At 71.3% G+C, this 25,621-nt stretch carries 32 protein-coding genes; 23 read left to right on the forward strand and 9 right to left on the reverse strand.

The window, feature by feature from the left end; all coding sequences use genetic code 11:
* Positions 1–57: 57 nt before the first annotated feature.
* Together ACGFR9_RS12775 and ACGFR9_RS12780 are read right to left on the reverse strand one after the other, a co-directional pair.
* A complete protein-coding gene (locus ACGFR9_RS12775) occupies positions 58–1,080 on the reverse strand; it encodes a LacI family DNA-binding transcriptional regulator (protein ID WP_393206437.1) in 1,023 nt (340 codons plus the stop codon).
* Between the two features lie 42 nt (positions 1,081–1,122).
* Positions 1,123–1,914, reverse strand: coding sequence for a response regulator transcription factor (locus ACGFR9_RS12780; RefSeq protein ID WP_393206439.1), 792 nt, complete (start codon positions 1,912–1,914; stop codon positions 1,123–1,125).
* A 215-nt stretch (positions 1,915–2,129) separates the two neighbouring features.
* Here ACGFR9_RS12780 and ACGFR9_RS12785 point away from each other — a divergent pair, with 215 nt between their 5' ends.
* The 8 genes from ACGFR9_RS12785 to ACGFR9_RS12820 all read left to right on the forward strand — a co-directional run bounded on the left by ACGFR9_RS12785 (position 2,130) and on the right by ACGFR9_RS12820 (position 7,140).
* On the forward strand, positions 2,130–2,981 hold the full coding sequence (locus tag ACGFR9_RS12785) for an alpha/beta hydrolase (RefSeq protein WP_393206441.1): 852 nt from the start codon (positions 2,130–2,132) through the stop codon (positions 2,979–2,981).
* A 39-nt stretch (positions 2,982–3,020) separates the two neighbouring features.
* Entirely contained in the window at positions 3,021–3,275 is a 255-nt protein-coding gene (locus ACGFR9_RS12790) for a MoaD/ThiS family protein (RefSeq protein ID WP_311647553.1), read from the forward strand.
* 4 nt (positions 3,276–3,279) lie between these two features.
* Positions 3,280–4,302 carry a hypothetical protein gene (locus tag ACGFR9_RS12795; RefSeq protein WP_393206444.1) on the forward strand — a complete coding sequence of 341 codons (1,023 nt, stop codon included), beginning with the start codon at positions 3,280–3,282 and terminating at the stop codon, positions 4,300–4,302.
* Between the two features lie 129 nt (positions 4,303–4,431).
* A complete protein-coding gene (locus ACGFR9_RS12800) occupies positions 4,432–5,172 on the forward strand; it encodes a DUF2993 domain-containing protein (protein WP_393206447.1) in 741 nt (246 codons plus the stop codon).
* Positions 5,173–5,378: 206 nt separating this feature from the next.
* Positions 5,379–5,486 carry a putative leader peptide gene (locus ACGFR9_RS12805; RefSeq protein WP_351998383.1) on the forward strand — a complete coding sequence of 36 codons (108 nt, stop codon included), beginning with the start codon at positions 5,379–5,381 and terminating at the stop codon, positions 5,484–5,486.
* 127 nt (positions 5,487–5,613) lie between these two features.
* Positions 5,614–6,459, forward strand: a complete 846-nt coding sequence (locus tag ACGFR9_RS12810) for a sulfurtransferase (RefSeq protein WP_030223571.1) — start codon at positions 5,614–5,616, stop codon at positions 6,457–6,459.
* A 45-nt stretch (positions 6,460–6,504) separates the two neighbouring features.
* On the forward strand, positions 6,505–6,792 hold the full coding sequence (locus ACGFR9_RS12815; protein ID WP_030223568.1) for a DUF1416 domain-containing protein: 288 nt from the start codon (positions 6,505–6,507) through the stop codon (positions 6,790–6,792).
* A gap of 87 nt (positions 6,793–6,879) precedes the next feature.
* On the forward strand, positions 6,880–7,140 hold the full coding sequence (locus ACGFR9_RS12820; protein WP_030223566.1) for a DUF3099 domain-containing protein: 261 nt from the start codon (positions 6,880–6,882) through the stop codon (positions 7,138–7,140).
* Between the two features lie 19 nt (positions 7,141–7,159).
* On the opposite strand, the gene ACGFR9_RS12825 is transcribed toward ACGFR9_RS12820, so the two are convergent.
* Positions 7,160–7,522 carry a DsrE family protein gene (locus ACGFR9_RS12825; RefSeq protein WP_311647542.1) on the reverse strand — a complete coding sequence of 121 codons (363 nt, stop codon included), beginning with the start codon at positions 7,520–7,522 and terminating at the stop codon, positions 7,160–7,162.
* Between the two features lie 338 nt (positions 7,523–7,860).
* On the opposite strand from ACGFR9_RS12825, the gene ACGFR9_RS12830 reads away from it, so the two are divergent.
* From ACGFR9_RS12830 to ACGFR9_RS12855, 6 genes are all read left to right on the forward strand, one after another.
* Positions 7,861–8,622, forward strand: coding sequence for a hypothetical protein (locus ACGFR9_RS12830; protein WP_393207503.1), 762 nt, complete (start codon positions 7,861–7,863; stop codon positions 8,620–8,622).
* Positions 8,619–9,455 carry a hypothetical protein gene (locus ACGFR9_RS12835; protein WP_393206453.1) on the forward strand — a complete coding sequence of 279 codons (837 nt, stop codon included), beginning with the start codon at positions 8,619–8,621 and terminating at the stop codon, positions 9,453–9,455. The genes ACGFR9_RS12830 and ACGFR9_RS12835 overlap by 4 nt, the downstream gene beginning before the upstream one ends.
* Positions 9,452–10,312, forward strand: a complete 861-nt coding sequence (locus ACGFR9_RS12840; protein ID WP_393206456.1) for a hypothetical protein — start codon at positions 9,452–9,454, stop codon at positions 10,310–10,312. The genes ACGFR9_RS12835 and ACGFR9_RS12840 overlap by 4 nt, the downstream gene beginning before the upstream one ends.
* Positions 10,313–10,532: 220 nt before the next feature.
* A complete protein-coding gene (locus ACGFR9_RS12845; RefSeq protein ID WP_393206459.1) occupies positions 10,533–11,108 on the forward strand; it encodes an FABP family protein in 576 nt (191 codons plus the stop codon).
* A 101-nt stretch (positions 11,109–11,209) separates the two neighbouring features.
* Positions 11,210–11,647, forward strand: a complete 438-nt coding sequence (locus tag ACGFR9_RS12850) for a Fur family transcriptional regulator (protein ID WP_393206462.1) — start codon at positions 11,210–11,212, stop codon at positions 11,645–11,647.
* A gap of 9 nt (positions 11,648–11,656) precedes the next feature.
* Positions 11,657–12,622, forward strand: coding sequence for a YgfZ/GcvT domain-containing protein (locus ACGFR9_RS12855; protein ID WP_393206465.1), 966 nt, complete (start codon positions 11,657–11,659; stop codon positions 12,620–12,622).
* A 10-nt stretch (positions 12,623–12,632) separates the two neighbouring features.
* On the opposite strand, the gene dtd is transcribed toward ACGFR9_RS12855, so the two are convergent.
* On the reverse strand, positions 12,633–13,058 hold the full coding sequence (gene dtd / locus ACGFR9_RS12860; RefSeq protein WP_393206468.1) for a D-aminoacyl-tRNA deacylase: 426 nt from the start codon (positions 13,056–13,058) through the stop codon (positions 12,633–12,635).
* A 177-nt stretch (positions 13,059–13,235) separates the two neighbouring features.
* Here dtd and ACGFR9_RS12865 point away from each other — a divergent pair, with 177 nt between their 5' ends.
* Positions 13,236–13,868 carry an aerial mycelium formation protein gene (locus tag ACGFR9_RS12865; protein ID WP_393206471.1) on the forward strand — a complete coding sequence of 211 codons (633 nt, stop codon included), beginning with the start codon at positions 13,236–13,238 and terminating at the stop codon, positions 13,866–13,868.
* 57 nt (positions 13,869–13,925) lie between these two features.
* A complete protein-coding gene (locus tag ACGFR9_RS12870; protein ID WP_393206474.1) occupies positions 13,926–15,182 on the forward strand; it encodes a GNAT family N-acetyltransferase in 1,257 nt (418 codons plus the stop codon).
* A gap of 169 nt (positions 15,183–15,351) precedes the next feature.
* On the opposite strand, the gene ACGFR9_RS12875 is transcribed toward ACGFR9_RS12870, so the two are convergent.
* Positions 15,352–15,537, reverse strand: a complete 186-nt coding sequence (locus ACGFR9_RS12875; RefSeq protein ID WP_030223540.1) for a hypothetical protein — start codon at positions 15,535–15,537, stop codon at positions 15,352–15,354.
* Between the two features lie 174 nt (positions 15,538–15,711).
* Between ACGFR9_RS12875 and ACGFR9_RS12880 the strand changes: the two genes are divergently transcribed.
* Positions 15,712–16,626: a FadR/GntR family transcriptional regulator gene (locus ACGFR9_RS12880; protein WP_393206477.1), complete on the forward strand. Its 915-nt coding sequence runs from the start codon at positions 15,712–15,714 to the stop codon at positions 16,624–16,626.
* Between the two features lie 22 nt (positions 16,627–16,648).
* Here the strand turns inward: ACGFR9_RS12880 and ACGFR9_RS12885 are convergent, their stop codons facing one another.
* Complete coding sequence (locus ACGFR9_RS12885; protein ID WP_030223537.1) at positions 16,649–16,837, reverse strand: hypothetical protein; 189 nt, start codon at positions 16,835–16,837, stop codon at positions 16,649–16,651.
* Between the two features lie 150 nt (positions 16,838–16,987).
* Between ACGFR9_RS12885 and ACGFR9_RS12890 the strand changes: the two genes are divergently transcribed.
* Positions 16,988–17,872, forward strand: coding sequence for a winged helix-turn-helix domain-containing protein (locus tag ACGFR9_RS12890; RefSeq protein ID WP_393206480.1), 885 nt, complete (start codon positions 16,988–16,990; stop codon positions 17,870–17,872).
* On the forward strand, positions 17,821–18,627 hold the full coding sequence (locus ACGFR9_RS12895) for an HAD family hydrolase (RefSeq protein WP_393206483.1): 807 nt from the start codon (positions 17,821–17,823) through the stop codon (positions 18,625–18,627). Before ACGFR9_RS12890 ends, ACGFR9_RS12895 begins: the two co-directional genes overlap by 52 nt.
* Positions 18,628–18,629: 2 nt before the next feature.
* Here the strand turns inward: ACGFR9_RS12895 and ACGFR9_RS12900 are convergent, their stop codons facing one another.
* Positions 18,630–18,812: a hypothetical protein gene (locus ACGFR9_RS12900; RefSeq protein WP_393206486.1), complete on the reverse strand. Its 183-nt coding sequence runs from the start codon at positions 18,810–18,812 to the stop codon at positions 18,630–18,632.
* 174 nt (positions 18,813–18,986) lie between these two features.
* Here ACGFR9_RS12900 and ACGFR9_RS12905 point away from each other — a divergent pair, with 174 nt between their 5' ends.
* Together ACGFR9_RS12905 and ACGFR9_RS12910 are read left to right on the forward strand one after the other, a co-directional pair.
* Positions 18,987–19,862: a winged helix-turn-helix domain-containing protein gene (locus tag ACGFR9_RS12905; protein WP_030223530.1), complete on the forward strand. Its 876-nt coding sequence runs from the start codon at positions 18,987–18,989 to the stop codon at positions 19,860–19,862.
* Between the two features lie 257 nt (positions 19,863–20,119).
* Complete coding sequence (locus tag ACGFR9_RS12910) at positions 20,120–22,237, forward strand: phosphotransferase (RefSeq protein WP_393207506.1); 2,118 nt, start codon at positions 20,120–20,122, stop codon at positions 22,235–22,237.
* Positions 22,238–22,256: 19 nt separating this feature from the next.
* Here ACGFR9_RS12910 and ACGFR9_RS12915 read toward each other — a convergent pair whose 3' ends face one another.
* Positions 22,257–23,144, reverse strand: a complete 888-nt coding sequence (locus tag ACGFR9_RS12915) for an NAD(P)-dependent oxidoreductase (protein WP_393206489.1) — start codon at positions 23,142–23,144, stop codon at positions 22,257–22,259.
* Positions 23,145–23,194: 50 nt separating this feature from the next.
* Here ACGFR9_RS12915 and ACGFR9_RS12920 point away from each other — a divergent pair, with 50 nt between their 5' ends.
* Complete coding sequence (locus ACGFR9_RS12920) at positions 23,195–23,539, forward strand: winged helix-turn-helix transcriptional regulator (protein ID WP_393206492.1); 345 nt, start codon at positions 23,195–23,197, stop codon at positions 23,537–23,539.
* A 176-nt stretch (positions 23,540–23,715) separates the two neighbouring features.
* Entirely contained in the window at positions 23,716–24,939 is a 1,224-nt protein-coding gene (locus ACGFR9_RS12925) for an aminotransferase class V-fold PLP-dependent enzyme (RefSeq protein WP_393206495.1), read from the forward strand.
* Between the two features lie 30 nt (positions 24,940–24,969).
* Here ACGFR9_RS12925 and ACGFR9_RS12930 read toward each other — a convergent pair whose 3' ends face one another.
* Positions 24,970–25,557, reverse strand: a complete 588-nt coding sequence (locus ACGFR9_RS12930; RefSeq protein ID WP_393206498.1) for a DinB family protein — start codon at positions 25,555–25,557, stop codon at positions 24,970–24,972.
* Positions 25,558–25,621: the final 64 nt, after the last annotated feature.

A 25,621-nucleotide genomic window follows, 5' to 3' on the forward strand; every position in this document is an offset into this window, starting at 1 on the left:
AGCCCGACAGAACCTCGTATGCCCGATATAAAGGCCGCCGAGGGGTGCGGCCGCCGGTTACGCGCAGCCGCAGGACTGGCGCAGCACCAGACGGGACGGGTACACCTTCAGCCGCTCCCGGCGGGAGCCCGCCACCCTCACGCCGTCGTCCAGGACGAGGTCGACCGCCGAGCGGGCCATCGCCGAACGGTCGGAGGCGACCGTGGTCAGCGGCGGATCCGCGAGCGCCGCCTCCTTGATGTCGTCGAACCCGGCGACCGCCAGCTCCCCCGGTACGTCGATGCGCAGCTCACGCGCCGCGCGCAGGATGCCGATCGCCTGGTCGTCGGTGGAGCAGAAGACGGCCGGCGGGCGGTTCGGACCGGACAGGATGTCCAGGCCGACCCGGTAGGCGTCGTAGCGGTTGTACGGAGCCTCGAAGAGACGGCCCTGCGTCGGGATGCCGGCCTCGTCCATCGCACGCCGCCAGCCCTCGACGTGGTCGGAGACCGGGTCGCCGACGGCGGGGGTGTCCGCGGTGCCGCCGACACAGGCCACATACGCGTTCCCGTGTTCCAGCAGATGGCGTACGGCGAGCTGGGCGCCGCCCAGGTCGTCGGTGACGACGGCGACGTCGTCGATCGCCTCCGGCCGCTCGTGCAGCAGGACGACCCGGGCGTCCCACGCCTCGATCTCCGCGGCGGCCTGATCGTTGAGCGCGTGGCTGACCAGGATCAGACCGGAGACCCGCATCCCGAGGAACGCCCGCAGATAGTGGACCTCGCGCTCGGCTATGTAGTCGGTGTTGCCGACCAGCACCATCTTCCCGCGCTCGGAGGCGGCCTGCTCCACCGCGTGCGCCATCTCGCCGAAGAACGGCTGACGGGCGTCCGGGATGATCAGCCCTATGAGATCCGTGCGCCGCGAGGCCATCGCCTGCGCGACCCGGTCCGGCCGGTACCCCAGCTCCTTGATCGCGGCGAGAACGCGCTCGCGCGTGGCCGGGGCGACCGGCCGGGGTCCGTTGTTGATGACATAACTGACGACGGCGGTCGACGTACCCGCGAGTCGCGCCACATCATCCCTGGTTACCTTGGCCACGCGCGGAGTCTACGCGGATATACCCGGTGCGGGCAGGGAGTATCACACCTTGGATGAGGTGGCTTCCGAGCTGTTCGCCTTTCCCGCGGTCCTGGTGTCCGCCGGGGCGCCCGGCCGTGTGTCGGCTTTCGCCGCCTTCGCCGTCTTCTCGGATTTCTCGGGCTTCTCCGGGGTGACGAAGCGATAGCCGACGTTGCGGACCGTGCCGATCAGCGACTCGTGCTCGGGACCGAGCTTGGCGCGCAGCCGCCGTACATGGACGTCGACCGTGCGGGTGCCGCCGAAGTAGTCGTAGCCCCAGACCTCCTGCAGCAGCTGGGCGCGGGTGAAGACGCGGCCGGGGTGCTGCGCGAGATATTTGAGCAGTTCGAATTCCTTGAAGGTCAGGTCGAGGACCCTGCCCTTGAGTTTCGCGGAGTACGTCGCCTCGTCGACGGACAGATCGCCGTTGCGGATCTCCATCGGGGAGTCGTCGTTCACGATCTGCTGACGGCCCATGGCCAGGCGCAGCCGCGCCTCCACCTCGGCCGGGCCGGCGGTGTCGAGGAGTACGTCGTCGATGCCCCAGTCCGCGGTGACGGCGGCGAGTCCGCCCTCCGTCACGACCAGGACGAGCGGGCAGCCGGGGCCGGTGGAGCGCAGCAGCTGGCAGAGGCTGCGGACCTGGGGGAGGTCGCGGCGGCCGTCGACCAGGATGACGTCGGCGCCGGGTGTGTCGACGAGCGCCGGGCCCTCCGCGGGCGCCACCCGCACGCTGTGCAGCAGCAGGCCGAGGGCGGGGAGCACCTCCGTCGAGGGCTGGAGCGCGTTGGTCAGGAGCAGCAGAGAGCTCATCGCACCCCACCGGCCCGGTTCGTCGTCGTTCGCTCATGCACGGTTCGCTCGCCCATAACGTCTGGTTCCTCCCTGCGAGGACGTTTACGGCCTTGCCTCGTGCGTTCGACGGCCCGTACGTCGGCGGTTTCCCGCTTCGTATACAACGCTTCCGAAAGCACAAAAGGACCCGGGGGCTTCGCTGCCCGAGTCCTCTTCGCAGCAGAATAGCCGACATGAGCACCGGTCCGGCAGGTCATGTGGCGCGTTCCACCGATCGTTCCGTCGTCCGTCCGTATTCCGGGACGGGTGGTGTAACGCGGCGCGGTGCGCCAATACGGACGTTCTTGCGTACCGCGGACGGTGTGGCGATCGATTCCGTATACGAGCCCGGAGCCGGCGCGGATTCTTCCGGTGATCTTGTGTTCGTGATCGCGCACGGGTTCACCGGCGACGCGGACCGGCCGCACATACGGCGGGTGGCGCGGGCGTTCGCGCGGTACGGCGCCGTCGTCACGTTCTCCTTCCGGGGGCACGGGGCGTCGGGCGGGCGGTCGACCGTCGGGGACCGGGAGGTGCTCGACCTCGCCGCGGTGGTCGCGTGGGCGCGTGAGCTCGGGTGTGCGCGGGTGGCCACCGTGGGGTTCTCCATGGGCGGTTCCGTCGTGCTGCGGCATGCCGCGGCGGGCCGGGACGCCGGGGTCGACGCCGTCGTCTCCGTGAGCGCGCCCGCGCGCTGGTTCTACCGGGGGACCGCGCCCATGCGGCGGGTGCACTGGCTGGTCACCCGGCCCTCCGGGCGGCTCGTCGGGCGGTACGGGCTGCGGACCCGGATCCATCACCGGCAGTGGGACCCGGTGCCGCTGTCGCCCGTCGAGTCGGTGCCGCGGATCGCGCCGACGCCGCTGCTGATCGTGCACGGGGACGTGGACGGGTACTTCCCGCTGGACCATCCGCGGATGCTGGCGGCCGCCGCCGGGGAGCACGGCGAACTGTGGGTCGAGCCCGGCATGGGGCACGCGGAGAACGCGGCGCCCGACGCGTTGCTGGGGCGGATCGGGGACTGGGCGGTGGGCCGGGCGGGCTAGCCTGACGGTGTTCACCGTCAACCGATTGAGGATCTGCAGATGGCAAAGGTCACGGTGCGGTACTGGGCCGCCGCCAAGGCCGCGGCCGGGGTGGCCGAGGAGCCGTACGAGGCGGCCACGCTCGCCGAGGCGCTCGACACCGTGCGCGGGCGGCATCCCGGCGAGCTCACTCGCGTGCTGCTGCGGTGCTCGTTCCTCGTCGACGGTGATCCCGTGGGCAAGCGCCCGCATGAGACGGTACGGCTGGCCGACGGCGGCACGGTCGAGGTGCTCCCGCCGTTCGCAGGAGGGTGAGGCGATGACGAACCAGCCGTACGGGGCGTACGACCCGTATCAGGAGCCGTATCAGGCACCGCAGCAGCCTCAGGGGCACGCCGGGCCTCAGGGGCACGCGGAGCCGCAGGGATACGCCGGGCCGCAGGGATACGCCGAGCCGTACGCGGATCAGCAGTACACGCAGCAGTGGCAGGGGCAGACCTGGGACACCCGGCTGCAGCCGCCGGTGGCCGAGGCTCCGGCGGTGCCCGCTCCGGCGCCGGTGGCCGCCGACGGGTACGGGCCGGCCACGCTGGGCGGGAACTCCCGGCTCACCGCGGCCCAGCGGGCGCGCGCCGAGGGGCGGTCGCCGGTCATCGAGCCCGGTATCCAGCCTGCCGCGCTCACCGCGGTGCTGGGGCTGCTGCTGGCGGGCGGGGCGGCGCTGGGGACGTACGCGCTGCTGGTGCCGTTGGTGCTGCTCCAGGGGCTGACGGCGGCGGGCTGGTTCCGGCTGAACGGGATGTGGCCGGCCCGGCAGGGGATCGCGCTCGGCTTCCTGGGCGCGCTGGCCGCGGACGTGGCGCTGCTGGTCTCGGACCGGTCGCCCGGGGCGATCCTGGGGACGCTGGGCGTGTGGGTGCTGCTGTCGCTGGTGCTGCAGCTGCGGTCGCACGCGGATCCCGACGAGCGGATGTACGGCCTCACGGCGACGGTCGTCGCGGCGGCGCTGGCGGTCATGGCGGGCGGCCATCTGGCGGCGGACGCGTCCGCGGTGACCGTGGGCACGGTGGCCGTGGCGGCGGGGATCGTGGTCCGTGCGCTGCCGTCGCCGACACCGGTGTCCGTGCTGGTCGCGCTCGCGGCCGCGGCGGGGGCGGGTTTCGCGCTCGACGGCCCCGACGGGGCACTGCTGGGGGCGGGCGCGGCACTCTGCGCCCTGATCGGCCACAGGGTGGCGAGCTACGACTACCCGTCCCGCTTCGTCCACTTCACCGCGGGCGTGGCCCTGCCGCTCGCGGCCGCGGCCCCGGCGATCTGGATCGTGCCCCGCCTGACGGGCTGACCGCGCACGTGACAGGGGGGTGACGCGCCCCCCTGTCACAAGTGATCCACAATTCCCCGGTTCCCGTCCCTCCCGGCGTTACGCTCGCGAAACGACGTCGTCGAGAAACCGCCTGGTGGGGGACACCGCATGCGTGCACTGCGAATACTGCTCATCGTCATGGCGATACTCGCCGGCATCTTCGTCGTCATCGACCGCATAGCCGTCAACATCGCCGAGGGCGAGGCCGCCGACCGTCTGAAGGCGACCGAGAACCTCGCGACCACCCCCGACGTGTCCATCAAGGGCTTCCCCTTCCTCACCCAGCTCGCCGGCGGCACCCTCGACGAGGTGGAGGTCGGCATCGAGGACTACGAGGCCGGCACCGGCGACGGCGCCAAGAAGATCCGCATCGCCGACCTGCGCGCCGATCTGCACGGCGTCGACTTCTCCACCGACTTCAGCTCCGCCGTCGCCGACAGCGCCACCGGCACGGCCACCATCGCCTACGACGATCTGCTGAAGACCGCCAAGTCCGAGCCCGGCCGGGTGGCCCCGGGCATCACCGCCCGCGTCGTCGGCCTCTCCGACGGCGGCAACGGGAAGATCAAGGTTGAGGTCGAGGCCACCGTGCTCGGCACCAAGCTGCCCAAGCCGGTCGCCGTGCTCAGCTCGGTGGCTGTCGTGGACGGCGACACCGTGCGGGTGAAGGCGGACGCGGTCCCCGAGTTCGGCGGAGTGCAGATCGTCGAGTCCAGCCTGCGGCAGATCACCGACTTCGAGCAGCGGATCGACGGACTGCCCGGCGGCATCCGCCTGGACAAGGTCGAGGCGGCGCAGGACGGCGTGGAGATCACGGTGAAGGGTTCCGACGTCCGTCTGGTCGGGTAGGGACGGGTTTGACGGGGTGTGCCCGGGACGGTGTCCGACAGGCGAGACGCAGGTGTCCGCAGGGTAAGTGAGGTGGCGGCCGGCCGTCGGGGACGGGCGGGGGAACGGTGACTTCCGGGGTGAGTGGTCCCACATCGCGGACGATCGTGTCTCACCATACGACACACCGGTGACACGGCCGCCTGTCCGTCCTTACGATCGGCACCATGCAGTGTCAGACGAGCGTCCTCCGGTCGAGGGGACAGGCGGATCTCACGAAGCGGCGGGCAGTGGACCTGTGCCGTGTCGCCGCCATGCTCTGTCGCACTTTCTGAAGCGGGCGCGTCACCGCGTCCGCGTCCCCGCACCGCCCCGCTGAGGGCATCCGTGCACCGGCCCCACCGCGGCCGCGCACCCTCTCACCCGCACGCCCCGCCGCAACTGCCCCGGAGGAGAAGAAGCATGAGCCGCAGCGACGTCCTGGTCGACGCCGACTGGGTCCAGGAGCACCTGGACGACCCCACCATCGCCCTCGTCGAGGTGGACGAGGACACGTCCGCCTACGAGAAGAACCACATCAAGAACGCCATCCGGATCGACTGGACCAAGGACCTCCAGGACCCGGTCCGCCGTGACTTCGTCGACCAGGCCGGCTTCGAGAAGCTCCTGTCCGACAAGGGCATCGGCAACGACCACACGGTCGTCCTCTACGGCGGCAACAACAACTGGTTCGCGTCGTACGCCTACTGGTACTTCAAGCTGTACGGCCACGACAGCGTCAAGCTCCTCGACGGCGGCCGCAAGAAGTGGGAGCTCGACGCCCGCGAGCTGGTCCCCGGCGACGAGGTGCCGGAGCGCCCGAAGACCGACTACCGGGCCAAGCCGCAGGACGCGTCCATCCGCGCCTTCCGCGACGACGTCGTGGCCGCCATCGGCAACCAGAACATCGTCGACGTGCGCTCCCCCGACGAGTTCTCCGGCAAGCTGCTCGCCCCGGCCCACCTGCCGCAGGAGCAGTCGCAGCGCCCCGGCCACGTGCCGAGCTCCCGCAACATCCCGTGGTCCAAGAACGCCAACGACGACGGCACGTTCAAGTCCGACGACGAGCTCAAGGCGCTCTACGAGGACGAGCAGGTCGACCTGGCCAAGGACACCATCGCCCTGTGCCGCATCGGTGAGCGCTCCGCGCTGACCTGGTTCGTGCTGCACGAGCTGCTCGGCGTGGAGAACGTCAAGAACTACGACGGCTCCTGGACCGAGTACGGCTCCCTCGTCGGCGTGCCGATCGAGCTCGGCTCCGGCAAGTAGTCCTCCCCCGACCGACCTTTCCAGACCCCCCTTCAGGAGTAAGACATGTGCGGTGCGAAGGCCGGCGGCCCGGACGCCTCGACGATCAAGCCCGGTGAGACCACGATCCAGGGTCAGGTGACCCGTGACGGGGAGCCGGTGACGGGCTACGTCCGTCTGCTGGACTCGACCGGCGAGTTCACCGCGGAGGTCCCGACCTCCGCCACCGGACAGTTCCGCTTCTACGCGGCGGAAGGCACCTGGACCCTCCGTGCCCTGGTGCCCGGAGGCACCGCCGACCGCACGGTCGTCGCCGAGCAGGGCGGTCTGGCCGAGGTCGCGATCGCGGTCTGAGGAGACGGGAACGGCCGAGGGGCCGCACCCCACGGGTTGGACGCCCGGGGTGCGGCCCCTCGGCGTGCCCGGACCTACGCTGGACGTATGTACGCGCGCAGGCGTCACGTCTACTTCGCCATGATGGGCACCTGTATCGGGCTGTTCGTCCTGGCCTGGGGTGTGGTGCGGCTGTGGTCGGTGCCGGCGGCCGTGGGCATGTGCCTGGCGGCGATGGTCATCCCGCCGGTCGCCGCGATGGTCGCCAACCGGCGGGGGCCGGAGGACCGCTGGTGGGACGATCCGTCCGGCGACCCGAAGTCCGACGAGTGGTGGGACGAACTGGACGGCAGGAAGCGGCCCCGGTGAGCGGCCGGGACCGGCGGGCTCAGTAGACGAGTGCCTGGGTGTCGTCCGCCATGGACTCCTGTACGAAGACCTGGGCGCCGGCGATCCGTACGCCCTCGACGACGTCCTTCTCCGTGATGTCGCGGCGGGCCGCGCACTGCGTGCACAGGGTGACCCGGCCGGCCGCCAGGACCGAGTCCAGCAGGTCGGACAGCGGGGCGGAGTGCTCCAGTTCGAACTCGGCGGCGCGGCCCGGCAGCGCGAACCACGCGGACTCGCCGGTGAGCCAGAGGGACACCTCGACCCCGCTGGCCGCGGCCACCGCCGCCACCGTGAACGCCTGCGAGCAGCGCTCGCGTGCGTCGGTCCCCGCCGTCACTTTGATCACAAGCTTCTTCGCCATGACCGAATCGTAATCATGACCGCTACAACTTCGGTCGGCTCCTGTGGGTCTTCTGTGCGCGCGTAGTCGGAATACGCGCTTCACCTTCTGTGGGGGACGTCTTGCAACAACCCGAAGAACCAGCGGACAGACCACCGGCCACACCACCCCCGCCCCCGGAGACCCCGGCGGACGAGGCGCCGGCAGCCCCGGCCGCGGAGACACCGGCGGCCGCCTCGGACGCCCCGGGAGACGCGGCCCCGGAGGCCCCGGCGGGTGACGTGCCGGGCGCCTCGACTCCGGAGGCCCCGGTGGGCGACACCCCGGAGCCGGTCGCGGGACAGGCGCCGGAGAATCCGGTGGGCGTGGCCGTTGCCGGCGAGGGTCCGGGGGCTTGCACTGCTCCCGGCGCGTCCCCGAAGCGGCGCGGACGGACCGTCGCCCTCGTCGCCGTCGCCGCCGTGCTCGGTGTGGTCGCCGGTACCTGTGCCGGGTATCTCGTGCAGGCCGACCGGGAGCCCACCGCGCTGCCCCCGCTGTCACAGCCCGTGCTCGCCCAGGCGAAGGGCGAGGCGCCCGAGCCGTTGCCGGCCGCACAGGACCGGCGGGTGAAGACCGACGGTGATCTGCGCAAGCTGCTGATCAAGAAGCCGCGCGGGGCCGAGGAGCCCGACTGGCCGTTGGGCACTGACGGCTGGCTGGAGCTCACCGAGTTCGCCGGGTACTACGAAGAGTCCGGGGACGTGTTCGGGCAGTTCGTCATGGACGGGTTCCGCCGTGCCGCCGTCACCGGGTGGTCCGACAACGACCACAGCGTGGAGATCCGGCTCGTCCAGTTCCGCCAGGAGGAGACCCTGGCCGCCGCCGAGACGGTCGACGACAGCCAGTACTGGGCGGACGAGGAGGACGACACCGACAGCTGGCTCGTGCCCGGCACCGGGGAAGGCCGGGTGTACGTCCACAAGAGCCCCGACCGGGAGCCCGGCTACGAGCCCGTGTACGGCGCGGAGGCACACATCTGGCGTGGGGACGTCGCCGTGGAGATCTGGGTGTACGGGTCCAAGCCCGTCCCCAAGAAAATGATCATGGATCTGGCCGAGCGGCAGATGGAGCGGCTGTGAGCGAGACAGAGACCCCGCCCGAGGAGCAGACGCCCGAGCCGGTCGCCGAGCCGGTCGCTGAGCCGGCCGCCGAGCCCGCCGTGAAGGGGCCCGTGCGATGGGGGCGGATCGCCGCCGTCGCCGGGACCGTACTCCTGGCCGGGGCCGTGGTCGCCGGAGTGGGCTACACCGTCGTGACCGTGAACGGCGCGGACCGCGACGCCGGCGCACCCCGCTGGAAGCTGCCCAAGGCGTCCGCCGCCGAGACGGGGAAGCCCGACGCGCGGGGGCTGGCCGGAATGCTCGTGCCGTACGGGTACGACAACCTGCTCCCGGGACCCGACCTCTCCGAGTTCGGCAGGGACGAACAGTTCGACGGGGCCAGGGCCGCCGCACTGCACAAGAGGGCGCTGAGCGGTCTCCCGCGCTCCGAGCGCAAGGAGCTGGAGAAGGAGATCGACAGCTGGCGTGTGCAGGGGATGGCGATGCGCAGCTACACCAGCGGATCGACCAGCGTCTACAGCCCGATAGACGTCTACACCGTGGGCATCGTGCTCACCCGGATGAAGGACCGGGAGGCCGTGCGGGACCTCGCGACGTACCAGGACGGCCTCATCGAGGCCCTCGACATCTTCCGCGAGGGCCCGAAGATCAAGGGCCACAAGAACGCCAGGTGCTTCCTGCCGCCCGAGGACGAGGAGTCCGGGATCGACTCGATGGAGTGCTCCGCCCACGTCGGGGACGTCCTGGTCACCCTCACGGCCGCGGGCGGCAAGCCGCTCGACACCAAGAGCGTCGCCACGCTGTTCGGTCAGCAGCTGGACCGTATCGACGAACCCGGGAAGGCCGTATGAGCGAGCAGCAGGTCCTCCCCGAGGCCGAGGGCTTCCCCACCGCACCGCCCGTCCCCACCGCACCGCCCGTCCCCACCGCACCGCCCGCACGCGGCGACCGCCGCGTGCTGCGCGCCGCCCTGCGCTGGACCGCCGCGGTCGTGGTCTTCGCCGTAGCCGGCGCGGGCACGGCGTACGGGATCACCCGGATGGAGCGCACGGACGTACCCGGACTCGCGACGGAGTCCGACGGACGGTGGGACTACCCGCGGCTGACCAAGCCGCCGCTGCCCGCCGGCAGCCCCGGACCCGCGGCCGAGTCCAACCCGGCCGGTACCCACCACGCCGACCTGCGCGCCCTGCTGCTGCCCGCCCCGAAGGGGGCGAAGGAGGACAAGGCGCTGCGCGGCGAGGACGGCTGGCTCGCGACGGACGACTTCCTGAAGGAGTACGGCGAGAAGGACGACCGGGACGAGTTCCGGCAGCAGCTCACCGACGCCGGCCTCCGGCACATCGCGGCACGCGGCTGGACCACCGGGGACGGCACCAGGACCCGTGTCTACCTGCTGCAGTTCGACTCCGCGGCCATGGTGGAGGACTCCTTCTTCAACAAGTACTTCTCGTTCTTCGACCCGCTCTACTCCGTGCGGGGCACCGAGAGCATGGGCTTCGACAAGGGCTTCTCGGAGAAGATCGTGATCCCGGGCGTCCAACGCACCCCCTACGTCGAGGCCAAGCCGTACGGCAAGGAGCAGGAGCGTTACGCCTACCTCGCGGCCGGTGACGTACTCGCCCTGGTGGCGCAGTCCCGTGAGGGCACCGCGCACGCCGTGCCGTTCCGGCAGACGGTCGTCCTGCAGAGCCAGCTGCTGGGGTAGACCCCGGCGGACCTCGGCCGACAGGGGCGGGCCCCGGCCGCGTAAGCTGGGGCCCGGCCCTGTGGACACCACCGCACCCCGCTCAAGGAGCACCCCGTGACACTCTTCTTCGAAATTCTCCTGGTCCTGGTCTGCGTCGGCGTTCTCGCCTTCGCCGGACTGACCGTGAAGAAGCTGTACCAGGGCCAGCGCTGATCACCGACGCCAGGAAGTACCGCTCATGATCGAGATCCCGTCCGACCTGCACAAGGACCTCGTCCCGCTCGCCTTCCTGCTCGGCGACTGGGCCGGCGCGGGCGTGCACGACTTCCCGGGCGCCGAGAAGTGCAACTTCGGCCAGGAGGTCACCTTCCGCCACGACGGCCGGGACTTCCTTGAGTACGCCTCCCACACCTGGGTGCTGGACGGCGAAGGCGACAAGATCCGTCCGCTGGAGTCCGAGCACGGCTTCTGGCGTATCGACGCGGACCGCAAGGTCGAGGTGACGATGACCCGCGACAACGGCGTCATCGAGATCTGGTACGGCGAACTGGCCGACCGGAAGCCGCAGATCGACCTGGTCACGGACGCGGTGGCGCGCACGGCCGCCTCGGGCCCCTACACCGGCGGCAAGCGGCTGTACGGCTACGTCAAGAGCGACCTGATGTGGGTCGGCGAGAAGCAGACCCCCGAGGTCGAGCTGCGCCCCTACATGTCGGCGCACCTGAAGAAGGTCGTCACGCCGGAGGAGGTCGAGCGCTGGGCCAAGGCCCTGCCCGACGACATGCCCGACGACGGCATCGCTTTCTTCAAGTAGCCCATAGGGCCTGTCCGGCGGATCACGCCGGAGACCCGGGCTGCGATGAGCCGCCGGCTTCCTCCGGCCTGCTCCGCCGGACAGGCCCTAGACTCGTCGGTGTGGTGAGCACCGACTGGAAGAGCGACCTCAGGCAGCGCGGCTACCGGCTGACCCCGCAGCGGCAGCTGGTGCTCGAAGCCGTGGACACCCTCGAACACGCGACCCCCGACGACATCCTCTGCGAAGTACGGAAGACGGCGTCGGGGGTCAACATCTCCACCGTGTACCGCACCCTGGAGCTCCTCGAGGAGCTCGGCCTCGTCAGCCATGCCCACCTCGGTCACGGGGCGCCGACGTACCACCTCGCCGACCGGCACCACCACATCCACCTGGTCTGCCGGGACTGTACGAACGTGATCGAGGCGGATGTGTCCGTGGCCGCCGAGTTCATGGCGAAGCTGCGCGAGCAGTTCGGGTTCGACACCGACATGAAGCACTTCGCGATCTTCGGACGGTGCGAGGACTGCGACCCGAAGGGTTCAACTACCGAGTCGTAGGCTAGGCATATGAAGAGCCCCCTGCTGACCCTGCCCGGCGCCGTCCCCGCCGAGGGCGTGGACGAAGGCGTGGCCGCCCACTACGGCGACCTGTTCCGCGAGCAGCGCGCCCTCGCCGACGGTTCCGGTTTCGTCGACCTGTCCCACCGTGGGGTCGTCACCGTGTCCGGCTCCGACCGGCTGACCTGGCTGCATCTGCTGCTCACCCAGCACGTCACGGACCTCCCGCCGCACCGGGCCACCGAGGCGCTGATACTTTCCGCGAACGGCCACATCGAGCACGCGCTCTATCTGGTCGACGACGGGGAGACGGTCTGGGCGCATGTCGAACCCGGCAGCCAGGAGGCGCTGATCTCCTACCTGGAGTCGATGAAGTTCTTCTACCGGGTCGAGGTCGCCGACCGCACCGCCGACACCGCCGTGGTGCATCTGCCGGCCGGGTCCATCGCGGACGTGCCCGAGGGCGTCGTCGTCCGCGAGACACCGTACGGGCGGGACGTGTTCCTGCCGCGCGCCGATCTGGAGTCGTACACCGGCAAGACCGGGCCGGCCGCCGGGATCCTCGCCTACGAGGCGCTGCGGGTCGAGCAGCACCGGCCGCGGGTCGGCTTCGAGACCGACCACCGCACCATCCCGCACGAGCTGGGCTGGATCGGCACCGCCGTGCATCTGCAGAAGGGCTGCTACCGGGGCCAGGAGACGGTCGCCCGGGTGCAGAACCTGGGGAAGCCGCCGCGCCGCCTCGTTTTCCTGCACCTGGACGGCAGCGAGGTCCATCTGCCGCCGGCCGGGACCGGGATCCGGCTCGCCGAAGACGGTCCGGACGGGCGGAAGATCGGCTTCATCACGACGTCCGTACGCCACCACGAGCTGGGCCCCGTCGCGCTGGCGCTGGTGAAGCGGAACGTGCCGGTGGACGCCCGGCTGCTCGCGGGGGACACCGCGGCGGCCCAGGAGACCGTCGTCGAGCCCTGAGCCGTACGGCTCAGATCTCCAGCAGCACGGTGAACGGGCCGTCGTTGGTCAGCGACACCCGCATCTTCGCCCCGAAGCGGCCCGTCGCCACCGTCGCGCCCAGCGCGCGCAGCCGCGTGACCACCTCGTCGACCAGCGGCTCGGCGAGATCGCCGGGCGCGGCGGCGTTCCAGGTGGGGCGACGGCCCTTGCGGGCATCGCCGTAAAGGGTGAACTGGCTGATCACCAGCAGCGGGGCGCCGATGTCGCTGCAGGACTTCTCGTCCTGGAGCATCCGGACCGACCAGAGCTTGCGGGCGAGCTGCGCCGCCTTCTCCATGGTGTCGTCGTGGGTGACGCCGACGAGGACGCACAGTCCCTCGCCCTCGATCGCCCCCACCGTCTCGCCGTCCACGACCACGCTCGCGCTGTCGACCCGCTGTACCACTGCTCGCATACGACCATCATGCCGGTCGGGGAACAGACGGCCGACGGCGGCCCACGAGGGGCCCCGGTCGGGCTATTTTTACTCCTTACCGCCCATCTGGGGCGGATCGGGGGCACTCGCTCACAATGGGACCGCTTGGGGTGGCACGATGCTGGCACATGCCGGTCGAGGGGACGGTTGAGGCATATGAGCACACCGGGGATCGGACAGCCGCGCGCGGCTGTCGCGTCGACCCAGTCGGGCACCGGGGAGCGGGAGTTCGGCCGGCCGCCCACACAGCGCACGGACAGTCCGGTGCTGCCCGAGGACCGGGCGGTGCACGACCTGTTCGTGCTCGGCCTGGCCGAACTGCGGGCGGTGCGCCGGGACGCGCAGCGCGACGAGACCGACCTGAGTTATGTACGGCGGCTGCTGCAGGGGCGGATCGACATCCTGCGGGCGGAACTGGCCCGGCGGCTGCCGCGGGAGACGCCGTCGGTCGTCGCGCGCGCGGAGGCGTCCGTGATCGAGCGGCTGGGGGAGATCCTGCGGGACACCCCGGCCCGGCACCGCTCCTCCGCCCGGCACGTCACGCTGGGGACGCCGCGGAGCGAGGAGTACCGGCGGCTGGCGGCCGAGATGCTCGCCGAGGTGGAGCTGTCCGACCTGGGCGCCCGCACCGACGGGGAGCTGAACACGGCGATGGGGCGGCTGGTGCGGTACGAGCAGCAGGTGTCCCGGCGGCGGCAGCGGCTGCAGCGTACGGCGGACGAGTGCGGCGCGGAGATCGCGCGCCGGTACCGGGACGGGGAGGCACAGGTCGACGACCTCCTGGTCTGAGGACGGTCGGGGAAAACCTCTTCGACACCCGGCGCGGGGCCGACCTACCGTGAGGTCATGACCTCCCGCGCCGGCGTCGACGTACGTCCGATCACCGAGTCCGAGTTCGCCGACTGGCAACGGGCGATGAACGTGGGGTTCCTGCGGGAGCCCAGCCTGTCCGAGGAGATCCTCGACGCGCGCCGGGAGCAGTTCACTCCCGGCCGGTCGGTCGGGGCCTTCGACGGCGGGCGGTGCGTGGCGACGTTCCGTTCGTTCGCACAGGAGCTGACGGTGGTCGGCGGGGCGACCGTGCCCGCCGACGCCGTCACCAACGTCACCGTGAGCGCCACCCACCGCCGGCGCGGACTGCTGACCCGCATGATGGAGCGCGACCTCGCCGCCGCGAAGGAGCGCGGGGACGTCGTGGCGACGCTGATCGCGGCCGAGTACCCGATCTACGGACGGTACGGCTTCGGCCCGGCCACCTCGACGGCCGAGTGGACGATCGACGTGCCGCGCGCCGGTCTCGACCCGCGCCGGGCGGGCCCGGAGGACGGCGGCCGGGTCGACCTGGTGGACGCCGAGGACGTCCGCAAGCTGGGCCCCGAGCTGCATGAGCGGCTGCGCCGTACCCAGCCGGGCGTGGTCAGCCGGGACGAGCTGTGGTGGCGGGTGACGACCGGGGCGGTGCGCTTCTGGCCGGCCTTCAAGGAGCCGTACTACGTGGTGTACCGCTCGGCCGCCGGCGAGGTGGAGGGCATGGCCGCCTACACCGTCGACGACGAGTGGACCGACGCCAAGCAGCCGCTGAACACGGCACAGGTGAAGTGGCTGACCGGGGTGACCCCGGCCGCCGAGCGCGCGCTGTGGCTGTACCTGTGTTCCATCGACTGGGTGGTGAGGGTGAAGAGCGGCTGGCGGGCGCCGGACGACCTGCTCCCGCACTTTCTGCCGGACCCGCGCGCGGCCGCCGTGACCACACAGGCGGACTGGCTGTGGGTACGGATCCTGGACGTCGTACGGGCCCTGGAGGCGCGGACGTACGAGGGCGCGGGGTCGCTGGTGCTGGAGGTGGCCGACCGGTCGGGGCCGGCGGCGGGGCGTTACCGGCTGGAGGTGTCCGAGGACGGGACCGGGGTCTGTGGGCCGGCCGTCGGGAGTGCCGATCTGTCCCTGGACGTCGCCGAGTTGGCCGTGCTGTGGCTCGGTGACGAGTCGGCGGTGCGGCTGGCGGCGCTCGGCCGGGTCCGGGAAGAACGAGCGGGCGCCGCCCGTCAGGCCGACGCCCTGCTGCGTACTTCCAGGCGACCGTGGTGCCCGGACGTGTTCTGAGCGCGGTCGCTCCCGCGCCTGTACCCCCTGCCTCCTTCCGCCGACGACGGGTGGGTTCTCATCCGTAGCGAGCTGTTCGGTTGTGGTTGTTGTGCGGGTGGTGCCCGTCGGCAGGGCTCCCGGCTCCCCTCCGGAAGGGAGTCCGGCCGGCGGTCCGTACGGTGTGCTGTCAGCCGGACTGGGCGAGCAGCATCACGAGGATGACCGCGCCGATGCCGCTGACCAGGGTGTTGCGTGCCTTGATGCCCACGGTGAGGGCGACGAAGGCGATGATTCCCATCGGTCCGTACTTCCACTGGACGAGTTGCTCGAACCCGATGGCCAGCGCTGCGAGGACGATGGCGATGAGCGGCATGGCGGTCCCCCTAGGTGTTCACGGCCGCCCACCCGTCTCCTGATGGCCAACCCCTGCGGGAATCAACCAGGTTGTCTGAGTTGGCAGCCAACTTCTCCTTAGTTATAGCCACTTGGAAGAGTCCTATAACCACCCTTCACTGAACTGCCCGAAGATGGCGGGAAGTTGTAGTGTTTGGCTGTGGACCCGGAACACGACTCCGCCACTGGTCGGGAGAAGCCCCAGCGGCCACAGCCGACACATCGCGAGGTGGCCGACGAGCTGCGCACCCGGATCAGGACCGGGGTGCTGCGGCCGGGCCAGCGCATGCCCACCCAGGCCCAGCTGGCCGCCGAATTCGGTGTGGAGCGCCCCGCGGTGCGCCAGGCGCTGCGCATCCTGCAGTCCGAGCGGCTGCTCACGAACGTCTCCAAGGGCGCCCCGGCGACCGTCGCCGCCGACCCCGGCAGGGCGCTGACCGGCTCCGCCGCACCCCCGCTGCCCACCACGGTGGGCCTCGCGCCCAGGGTCGCCGCCGCCTTCGGGGCCGAGCACGTCGAGATCGACGCCGTCTGTCTGACCTCCATCTCCCTCACCCTCGCCATCGGGGAGCCGCTGCGGCAGATTCACTCCGGGCGGCTGAAACCGGCCAAGGTCGACCTGCGGGTCCTGCTGCCCGGCCGGAACATCGACCTCGCCTTCCCGGTGCCGGTCGAGGGGTCCGACGGCGCCGAGGGTTCGGTCCACGAGCGGTGGCTGGCCCAGCGCAACGCCCAGGGGCAGGTGCTCCGCCACAACCTGCTCGCGCTGCGCGCCACCCACGGCATCGACGTACGGGTCACCTTCCGGGCGCTCCCCTTCACCCCGCCGGTGAAGCTGTATCTGCTCAACGGCACGGAGGCGCTGTTCGCCTACTACACGCTGGCGCGCAGCAAGGCGCAGATCGACCAGGAGTACCTGGAGATGTACGACGCCCAGGGCATCCGGTCCATGCTGTTCACCTTCGAGCAGGGGCCGGGCCTGCTGGACACCACGTTCGTGAAGCAGTCCCGGCTGTGGTTCGACGCGCTGTGGGAGACGATCAGTTCGGAGCTGGTGCTCACCGGCTGAGGTCTCCCGCGCCGCCGGCCGCTCACAGGGCCGGCCTCGCCACCAGCAGGGCGAGCAGCACCGCTCCGGCGGAGCTGAGTCCCGGCCGGTTGGCCCTGATGCCTATGGTGAGCAGCAGCAGACCGACGATGCCGGCCGCGCCGTACTGCCACTGGACGAGCTGTTCGACGGTGATGACCAGGACGGCGGAGACGAGGGCGAGGACGGGCATGGGGTGTTCCTCCTTCGGGCGTGCGGCGGAACCATCGGCCGACCAACTCGCTGGAGTTGGTAACCAACTGTCTCTAAGTTGTCCCCACTTGGCCAGTACTTACAAACAACTTTCAAACAACTCCCGCCAGATGGATCAAAGTTGTAGCTTTTGGTCGTGACCCAGGAGAACGTGGCCGTGAACGGCAGCAGCAGAGTCTCTCCCCAGGAGATCGCCGACACCCTGCGGGAACGCATCCGGGCCGGCGAGCTCAAGGCCGGTGACCGGCTGCCCACCCAGGCGGAGCTGGCCGAGGAGTTCGGCGTGGAGCGCGGCACCGTTCGCCAGGCCCTGCACGCCCTCCGGGAGGACGGCCTGCTCAGCAATCACGGCAAGGGCAGCCCGCCCCGGATCGCCGCGCCGCCCCCCGCCCGGGAGGAGCCCCAGCCGACGATGGTGGGCCTCGCGCCACGCCTCACGGAGGCGTTCGCCGCGGCCCACGTGCGCGTCGACGCGGTCTGCCTGACCGCCGAGAGCCTGATGCTGGCACTGAGCGAACCCGTCCGGCACATCCACGAGGGCCGTATCCGCCCCGAGTCGGTCGACGTCCGCCTCCTGCTGCCGTCCCGGGAGATCAACCTGGCCTTCCCGGTCCCGGTCGACGGCCGGGAGAACAACGACGGCGACCCCGTCCACGAGCGCTGGCTGTCCATGCGCAACGCCCAGGCCCGGGTGCTGCGCCACAACCTGCTCGCGCTGCGCGCCACCCACGGCATCGACGTACGCGTCTCCTTCCGGGCGCTCCCCTTCACCCCGCCGGTGAAGCTGTACCTGCTCAACGGCGAGGAGGCGCTGATCGGCTACTACATGCTGACCCGGCGCGAGGAGGAGTGGGAGAGCCAGACCCTGGAGATGTACGACGCCCTGGGCTCCCAGTCCCTCCTGTTCTCCTTCGTCAAGCGGGACGGCCGGCGGGAGCAGGCGTTCGTGGAGGAATCCCAGAAGTGGTTCGACGCCCTCTGGGAAACCATCACGTCGGACCTGACACTCTCCTAGTGACTCCTGAGACGAAACAGACGGATGCGGTGACAGCCGGGAAGCGGACCGGTACCGACGACGAACCGAACGAGCTGCGGCGGCTGATCGAGGACGCCCGTGTCGTGCTGTGGGACTTCGACGGCCCCATCTGCCGGCTGTTCGCGGGCCATTCCGCGGAACGGGTGGCGAACGACCTGGCGACCTGGCTGGAGAGCCGGGGCCTGCACGGCCTGCTGACGGAGGACGAACGCGAGTTGCTGGACCCGCACGTCGTCCTGCGCGCCGTCGACCGGCGGCACCCCGGCAGCGACCTGGTCGCGGAGCTGGAGGAGCGGCTCACCCAGGAGGAATCGCGCGCCACCGTCTCGGCGATGCCCACCCCCTACGCCGATCCGCTGATCCGCACCTGGGCCGCGGTGGGCACCCGGCTGGCCATCGCCACCAACAACTCCCCGCGGGTCGTGCGCGAGTACCTCGCGTCCCGCGGCCTGGGCGCCTGCTTCGCCCCCCATGTGTACGGGCGCACACAGGAGCTGAACCACCTCAAACCCGACCCCCACTGCATCAACCGGGCCCTCAACGCCATCGGTGCCGCCCCCGAGAACGCCCTGATGATCGGTGACGCCCCGACGGACCTGCTCGCCGCGCAGGCGGCCGGCGTCCCGTTCCTCGGCTACGCGCGCAACGAGCGCAAGGGCAAACTGCTGTACGACGCGGGCGCCGAGACGGTGGTGGACTCCCTGGAACCGGTCCTGCGCCTGGTCCGGCACTGACCTCAGGCCTGGATCATCAGCACGGTGAGCACCACCGCCGCCCCGATGGCCGGGCCGTCCCGGCGTGCCCGTATCCACACGCCGAGGAAGAACAGGAGTGCCACACCGAGGGGGCCCAGTCTCGTCTGGGCGAGCAGGCCCAGGGACAGCTCGCCGAGTCCCATGAGCATGTGGAACAGGGGCATGATCCGACCATCTCCCTTCCACTTTCAGGGAAGTCTCAACTTCCCGTCCAATTGGACTGGTTGTGCTGACTGGGGTCTTCCCGGCCAGGTTGATCCCTTAACCAACAGTCCAATAAAGCCGTCCAGTTGGTGCATTTCGGTTTGCCGTCGGACCGGAAGCGGTACGGTCCGCGCATGAACGGACAGCAGACCGGCGAAGGCGGCGGTGGCAGGGAGTTCGAACGGGTCGCGGACGAACTGCGCGGGCGGATGGCGGGAGGCACGTATCCGCTGCGCTCCTTCCTGCCGTCGCAGCGCGATCTGGCCGAGGAACTGGGCGTCTCCCGCGACACCGTGCAGCGGGCCCTGCGGGAACTGGCCGACGAGGGCTGGATCGAGTCACGGCAGGGCAGCGGCTCCCGCGTGGTCAAGACCCAGCGCATACAGTCCTCGGCGGCCAAGGCCACGAGGCTGCGCGGCGCGGTGACCCTGGCCCCGTTCATCAGCGAGGCCTTCGAGCAGCCCGAAGTCAGCCTGGACGTCTACACGCTGACGTCCGAGTCCCTCGACATGCACATCCGGCTGCAGGCGGAGCGCATCCGCGGCGGCTTCATCGCACCCCAGCGCATCACGCTCCGCATGCTCCTGCCCGACTCGACGCTGCCGCTGCCCTACCCCCGGGTCAAGGACGACCCGGACGACACCCGTATGCGCGACCGGCTGCGCACCATCACCGAGTGGCACACCACCTCACTGCTGGGGGCGCTCAGGGACCTGCAGACGGAGGGGCTGGTGCCCTCGGTCGACGTCCGGATCCGGCACACCCCCCTCACCCCCACGTTCAAGCTCTACCTCTTCAACACCGTCGAGGTGCTGCACGGCATGTACGAGATCATCGAGCGGCCGCTCAAGCTGAACGCGGACGAGGTGATCACGGCCCTGGACGTGCTGGGCCTCGGGGCGACCCTCACCCACCACGAGAAGACGGACGACCCGGCCGCTCCCGGTTCCGTCTTCGTGGACAGCATGCGGCAGTGGTTCGACTCGGTCTGGGATCTGCTCTCCGCGTGAACCGTGTGCTGTAGCATTCGCGCACCGACTGAGCAAGCGCTCGCCTCCGTTCGTACCCAGGGACACAACAGCCGACTCGAACGGCCCCGGCGGCCTCCCGTAGACGGGTGACACCACCTCCGAACCGGCGGGGGGTGCTCCGTGTGCGGGGCAGGAGGCCGCATGCGTACCGTCAGTCGTGACTCCCCTCGTACCTCCCGGAGCGGCCCGTGGGCGCACCACCCCTTCCCGCGTTCCGCGCCCGGCTCCAGGACTTCATGGAACAGGCCACCCGGAACGGGACGGCCAACAGCGGCCACCACAACCAGAACTACGTACTGCCGCTGACCGAGCCGGTGGCCCGGCTGCTGGGACGTGAGGCGGGGACCTCCGTGACGGTACGGATCCGCCGGGCCGAGGCGCTGCCGGTGGTGATCAGGACCTGGGAGAACGAGGACGAGATCCTCGGCGCGGTCAGAGGGGTCCTCCCCCATGTGCCGCAGTGCCTGGCCAAAGGCGACGGCTTCGCCCTCCACAGCTATGTGGAGGGCGTACCGCTGTCCAGCGTCTGCGGCAACGGGAAGCCCGTGGACAAGCTGCTCATCAGGGCACTGGCCGGGCTGCTCGCGCAGATGGCCGATGTCCGGCGCAGTGCCCTGCCTCCCCTGCCGCGCGGCTGGCCCTTCAACGACACCGACAGCCAGGGCTTCCTGCGGACACTGGCCCATCTGGCGGACCGGCAGGTCCGGCAGCCCAACTGGGCCGTCTTCGGCGGGCTGTTCGCCGCGCTGGGCATTCCGGAGGACGCCCTGATCCGGCTGGCCGAGCGGGTGCCCGCCATGACCCGGCGGCCGTACAGCCTGCTTCACGCGGACCTGCACCGCGACAACGTGATCGTCTCCTACGGCGGTACTCCGCCGCTGATCTGCGTCGACTGGGAGCTGGCGACCTACGGCGACCCGCTGCACGACCTGGCGACCCATCTGGTGCGCATGCGGTACCCGGCCCAGCAGTGGCCCGAGGTGATCGACGCCTGGGAGGAGGCCATGCGGGGCATCCGCCCCGCCGCGGTCAGCGGACTGGCGAAGGATCTGCGGCACTACCTGGCCTTCGAGCGCGCCCAGTCGGTCTTCCCGGACGTGATGCGGGCGGCGCAGTCCCTGGAGCACGCGTTCAGCCAGAAGAACCTCGACGAGGCGACGGCGGAGGTGCGACGGGCGCTGGAGGCCGCCGCGCTGCCGCTGCGGCTCAGCAACGTGCCCGGTGCGCGGGAGATCGAGCGGGCCCTGTTCCGCTGGCTGGCGTCCCGCCGGGGCCGCGATCACGACGGCCCCGACCGCGACCAGGCCTTCGGCTGGCAGCAGGACCGGCGGCTGCCGCTGCCCGGCGACTTCCCCGAGTCCGCCGTCCTGGACGCCCTCGCGGTGGAGGGCGCCGCCCCGGCGAACCGGGTGTTCAAGGGCACCGCGCACCTCAACACCGTGGTCCGGGTTCCGGGCCACGCGGGACCCGTCGTCGTACGGCGCAGGCTGCCCGGAGTCCGGCGGCGCGAGCGCAGCTTCCTCAGCGAGCACGCCGTGCTCCGTGCCATCGAGCGCACACCCGTCGACGTCGCGGCACCGCGCGCCCTGGCGCTGGGCGAGAGCTACCCCAACGACCGTTTCGCCGTCCACACCTACGTGGGCCCGCACGACGACGTCGCCCACGCGCCGAACCACCCGGTGAACGGCCTGCTGCCGCACGAGGCCGACAGCCTCGTCGACCAGCTCTGCGCGCTGACCGGCGTGAACTACCACCCCCTCGACCCGCTGGCGGGGGAGCGCGGCTTCCACCGCCGGCTGAAGGACCAGCTCGTCCTGCTGGTCGAGGAGCTGCCCAAGAAGTCGCAGCAGCTGGCCCGGCAGCTGGGGCTGCCGGACGCGGGCCGTCTGGACCAGATCCTCTCCCGGTTCGAGGTGAGCCACCGCGAGACGTCCCTGCTGCACGGCGACCTCAACCCCTGGAACCTGGTGCGCCGGGGCGGCTCCTACGCGCTGACCATCATCGACTGGGAGATGGCCCTGATCGGCGACCCCCTCTACGACCTGGTCCGCCATATGCACCTCACCCCGACCCGGCCGGAGATCCGGGACCGGATGTTCCGCCGCTGGGAGGAGCGGCTGCCGGCCGCGTACACCCGTGACTGGCACAGGGACTGGCAGGTGTACCGCCGCCTGGAGATCGTCCGCTCGGCGTACATCGACCTCGACCGCATCGTCAACGGCGAGAGCCTGGACGCGCCCAACGTCAAGCGGGCGGTGGACTCCTACGCCGTGACCCTGGCCGTCGCCATCGGCTCCCTCGGCCTCCCCCTGCGCTCCACGGCGAACCCGTACCTCGCCCGCGCCCTGGTGTGAGCGGGCGCCGTAGTACTCGTCAGCGTCCCGCGAGGAGTTCGGTGACACGGGTGAAGCCGTCCGTGCCGTGGCCGAGGGCGATGACACGGCGGGCCTGGCCCTCGATCACGCGCATCACGCCCGCGTCGATGCCATGGGACTCGGCGGCGTGGACGACGTGGGCCATCGTCGAAGCGGCCGAGGTGACCGGGTTCAGCTCGCCCGAGTACGTGCCCGCGTCGGCGTCGGCCGCGAACTCGGTGAACAGCGGCGGCAGGATCGCGGCGATCCCCTGGGCGAAGGGGGCGAGTTCCGTCGCGGCGACGCCCTCCGCGCGGGCCAGGGCGAGGGCGTGCGTGTAGCCGGCCATCGCCGTCCAGAAGACGTCGAGCAGCGCGATGTCGTAGGCCGCCGCCCGGCCGATGTCCTCCCCGAGGTGGGTGTGGGTGCCGCCGAGCGCCGCGAGGACGGGCCGGTGCTCCCGGTACAGTTCCTCGGGGCCGCTGAGGAGGAGGACCGCCTCGTCCGTGCCGATGGACGGGGTGGGGGTCATGATCGCGCCGTCCAGGTAGCGGATGCCGTGCCCGGCGGCCCAGTCGGCGGTGTCGCGGGCGCGGCCGGGGACGTCGGCGCTCAGATTCACCACCGTACGGCCCTTGAGCGCGGCGGTGACGGCGTCCTCGCGCAGTACGGCGTCCGAGGCGTCGTAGTTCACCACACAGACGACGGTGAGCGGGGCGGCGGCGACCGCCTCCTGCGGCGACGACGCCGGGACCGCGCCCCGGGCGATCAGCTCGGCGTCCCGGCCGGGCGTGCGGTTCCAGACGGTGGTGCGCAGGCCCGCGTCCAGGAAGGCGCCGGCCAGCGCCCTGCCCATCGGGCCGAGCCCGAGGACGGTGACGGACGGCTGCCGCTGATGGTCGGTCATGGTGTGACTCCCTTAATATCCAAGGCAATTGATACGGAAAGGGGCATGGCATGGTGCACCGGCGCCACGATCCGGACGTCTGCGGGGTGACCGCCGCGATCGCCGTGATCGAGGGCAAGTGGAAGACCACGCTGCTGTGGCTGCTGGAGTCCGGACCGCACCGGCCGGCCGCGCTGCGCCGGCAGGTGCCCGGCCTCACCGAGAAGGTGCTGACGCAGGCGCTGCGGGAGATGGAGGCGGACGGACTCGTGCACCGCGAGGTGTACGACGTACTGCCGCCGAAGACGGTCTACTCCCTGACCGCGTTCGGCCGTGAGCTCGCCGAGGCGCTCGGACCGCTGTCCGACTGGGGCCACCGCCGCCTGGCCCGGCTCACCGGGGCCCCGGCCTCCTGACGGCCGGGGCGTCCTCCGCTCCTTCCCTGTCCCCCGGTCCAGGTTCGCCGCACGCGGCCGCACTGCCAAGTACGCACTTTTTTGTGCGTACGGCGGTGACCTGTGCCCCGGAAGCGGGGCGGCCGGGCGGGTGGTGTCGAATGGGTGTCCTGATGTTCGTCGCGGATGGGAGTCATGTGAGCGAGTCCGAGGTCGCCGCCGCGCCCCGCCCCCTGCTGCTGCCCGACGGCCGGCCGGCCGCGCGGGCGTGGACGCTGGACCCCGCGCTGCGCCATCTCAACCACGGCTCCTTCGGCGCCGTACCGCTGGCCGCCCAGGAGCGGCAGCGGGAGTCGCGGGAGCGGATGGAGAGCGCCCCGGTGGTGTGGTTCCCCGAACTGCCGGGACGGCTCGCGGCCGCCCGCGCCGAACTCGCCGCCTTCCTCGGCACCGACGCCGGTGACCTCGCCCTGGTGCCGAACGCGAGCGCCGGCGCGAGCGTCGTGTACGCCAACCTGGAGCGCCGGGGCGGCGGGGAGATCGTCGTCACCGACCACGGCTACGGCGCAGTCACGATGGGCGCCGAACGGCTGGCCCGCCGCTGGGGCGGCCGGGTGCGCACGGCCGGGGTACCGCTGGACGCCGGTGAGGAGGAGGCGTACGAGGCGGTGCTGGCCGAGGTCGGCCCGGACACCGGGCTGGTCGTCCTCGACCAGATCACCTCGGCCACCGCCCGCCGGCTGCCGGTGCGGCGGATCGGCGCGGAACTGCGGCGGCGCGGGATCCCGCTGCTCGTGGACGGCGCGCACGCGCCCGGTCTGATCGCCGCGCCGCTCGAGGGGCTGGCCTGCGACTTCTGGACGGGCAATCTGCACAAGTGGGGCTGCGCCCCGCGCGGTACCGCGGCCCTGGTGGCGCGCGGCCCGCTGCGGGACGGGCTGTACCCGCTGATCGACTCGTGGGGCGCCGGTGATCCGTACCCCGAACGCTTCGACCAGCAGGGCACGGTCGACGCGACCGGCCCGCTGGCCGCACCGGCGGCCCTCGACTTCATCGACGCGGCCTGGGGGTGGGCGGCCGCCCGCCGTTACATGGACGAGCTGGCCGCCTACGGTGCCCGGGTCGTGGGCGACGCGCTCGCCGCACTGACCGGTACGGACGCCTCCGTCGACGTCGGCATGCCCGTCCCCGGCATGCGGCTGGTGCGCCTGCCCGACGGCCTCGCCGGCACCCGCCTCGCCGCCGACGCCCTGCGTGACCGGGCACCGGCGGAACTGGGCGTGGAGACGGCGTTCACCAGCTTCGGCGGCGTGGGCTACGTACGGCTGTCCGCGCACGTCTACAACACGGCGGAGGATTACGAGTACTTCGCCGAGAAGTGCGTTCCGGTGCTCGGGGAGTGGGCTCGCGCGGCGGGGTGAAGGGCCTTGGCCGGTTCCCGAGCGGGCCGGTCACGCCTCCCGGGCGATGCGCTCCAGCCGGTCCCGGTAGGCCGCCCACCACGCCGGATCGTGCGACGGCAGGCTGGTGTCGGTCTCGCTCATCCCCGCCGCGCCGTCCATGAGTTCGCGGAGGATGTCGGCCTGCCCGGCGTGCCGCTGGGTGTCGGCGACGACCCGGACCACGGCGTGGTGCAGCGTCAGTTCGTCCTTGCCGTCCGGCCACCACGGCACCCTGCCGGTCGTGTCCGGCGGCAGCGCCTCGATCGTCGCGTCCGCGTGCGCCCACGCCCGTCGGTACAGGCCGGAGATGTCGTCCCGGGACTCCTCGGCGGTGGCCCACATGTCCCCGTTGGTCTCGGCGGCGTCCGCGAGCCACGGCATCGCCTCACCGGACGGCCGGCCGAAGGTATCGCCCAGATACCCCAGTTCGACACCCGCCACATGCTTCACCAGCCCGAGCAGATTGGTCCCGGTCGGCGTCATCGGCCGCCGGACGTCGTACTCGGACAGCCCGTCGAGCTTCCAGAGCAGGGCGTCACGGGCGGACTGGAGGTAGAGGCGGAGGTCGCTCCCGGCGGCACCGGTCGATGAAGTCATACGGTCCAGTCTCCCGCCACGCCCGGGCCGTCACCACGGTTCGCGAGGTCCGGAGGACGGTCCC

Origin of the sequence: Streptomyces sp. NPDC048584, assembly GCF_043199595.1 — a bacterium.
GTDB classification, from domain to species: Bacteria; Actinomycetota; Actinomycetes; order Streptomycetales; family Streptomycetaceae; genus Streptomyces; species Streptomyces edwardsiae.

Bases quoted from the DNA above. Each gene is read 5' to 3' on its own strand.
- ACGFR9_RS12780 (WP_393206439.1), bottom strand. From the start codon at position 1,914: ATGAGCTCTCTGCTGCTCCTGACCAACGCGCTCCAGCCCTCGACGGAG.
- ACGFR9_RS12820 (WP_030223566.1), top strand. From the start codon at position 6,880: ATGTACGCGCGCAGGCGTCACGTCTACTTCGCCATGATGGGCACCTGT.
- ACGFR9_RS12840 (WP_393206456.1), top strand. From the start codon at position 9,452: ATGAGCGAGCAGCAGGTCCTCCCCGAGGCCGAGGGCTTCCCCACCGCA.
- dtd (WP_393206468.1), bottom strand. From the start codon at position 13,058: ATGCGAGCAGTGGTACAGCGGGTCGACAGCGCGAGCGTGGTCGTGGAC.
- ACGFR9_RS12915 (WP_393206489.1), bottom strand. From the start codon at position 23,144: ATGACCGACCATCAGCGGCAGCCGTCCGTCACCGTCCTCGGGCTCGGC.
- ACGFR9_RS12900 (WP_393206486.1), bottom strand. From the start codon at position 18,812: ATGCCCCTGTTCCACATGCTCATGGGACTCGGCGAGCTGTCCCTGGGC.
- ACGFR9_RS12795 (WP_393206444.1), top strand. From the start codon at position 3,280: ATGACGAACCAGCCGTACGGGGCGTACGACCCGTATCAGGAGCCGTAT.
- ACGFR9_RS12790 (WP_311647553.1), top strand. From the start codon at position 3,021: ATGGCAAAGGTCACGGTGCGGTACTGGGCCGCCGCCAAGGCCGCGGCC.
- ACGFR9_RS12905 (WP_030223530.1), top strand. From the start codon at position 18,987: ATGAACGGACAGCAGACCGGCGAAGGCGGCGGTGGCAGGGAGTTCGAA.
- ACGFR9_RS12885 (WP_030223537.1), bottom strand. From the start codon at position 16,837: ATGCCCGTCCTCGCCCTCGTCTCCGCCGTCCTGGTCATCACCGTCGAA.
- ACGFR9_RS12910 (WP_393207506.1), top strand. From the start codon at position 20,120: ATGGAACAGGCCACCCGGAACGGGACGGCCAACAGCGGCCACCACAAC.
- ACGFR9_RS12855 (WP_393206465.1), top strand. From the start codon at position 11,657: ATGAAGAGCCCCCTGCTGACCCTGCCCGGCGCCGTCCCCGCCGAGGGC.
- ACGFR9_RS12810 (WP_030223571.1), top strand. From the start codon at position 5,614: ATGAGCCGCAGCGACGTCCTGGTCGACGCCGACTGGGTCCAGGAGCAC.
- ACGFR9_RS12930 (WP_393206498.1), bottom strand. From the start codon at position 25,557: ATGACTTCATCGACCGGTGCCGCCGGGAGCGACCTCCGCCTCTACCTC.
- ACGFR9_RS12815 (WP_030223568.1), top strand. From the start codon at position 6,505: ATGTGCGGTGCGAAGGCCGGCGGCCCGGACGCCTCGACGATCAAGCCC.
- ACGFR9_RS12865 (WP_393206471.1), top strand. From the start codon at position 13,236: ATGAGCACACCGGGGATCGGACAGCCGCGCGCGGCTGTCGCGTCGACC.
- ACGFR9_RS12845 (WP_393206459.1), top strand. From the start codon at position 10,533: ATGATCGAGATCCCGTCCGACCTGCACAAGGACCTCGTCCCGCTCGCC.
- ACGFR9_RS12875 (WP_030223540.1), bottom strand. From the start codon at position 15,537: ATGCCGCTCATCGCCATCGTCCTCGCAGCGCTGGCCATCGGGTTCGAG.
- ACGFR9_RS12920 (WP_393206492.1), top strand. From the start codon at position 23,195: ATGGTGCACCGGCGCCACGATCCGGACGTCTGCGGGGTGACCGCCGCG.
- ACGFR9_RS12825 (WP_311647542.1), bottom strand. From the start codon at position 7,522: ATGGCGAAGAAGCTTGTGATCAAAGTGACGGCGGGGACCGACGCACGC.
- ACGFR9_RS12800 (WP_393206447.1), top strand. From the start codon at position 4,432: ATGCGTGCACTGCGAATACTGCTCATCGTCATGGCGATACTCGCCGGC.
- ACGFR9_RS12785 (WP_393206441.1), top strand. From the start codon at position 2,130: ATGAGCACCGGTCCGGCAGGTCATGTGGCGCGTTCCACCGATCGTTCC.
- ACGFR9_RS12805 (WP_351998383.1), top strand. From the start codon at position 5,379: ATGCAGTGTCAGACGAGCGTCCTCCGGTCGAGGGGACAGGCGGATCTC.
- ACGFR9_RS12870 (WP_393206474.1), top strand. From the start codon at position 13,926: ATGACCTCCCGCGCCGGCGTCGACGTACGTCCGATCACCGAGTCCGAG.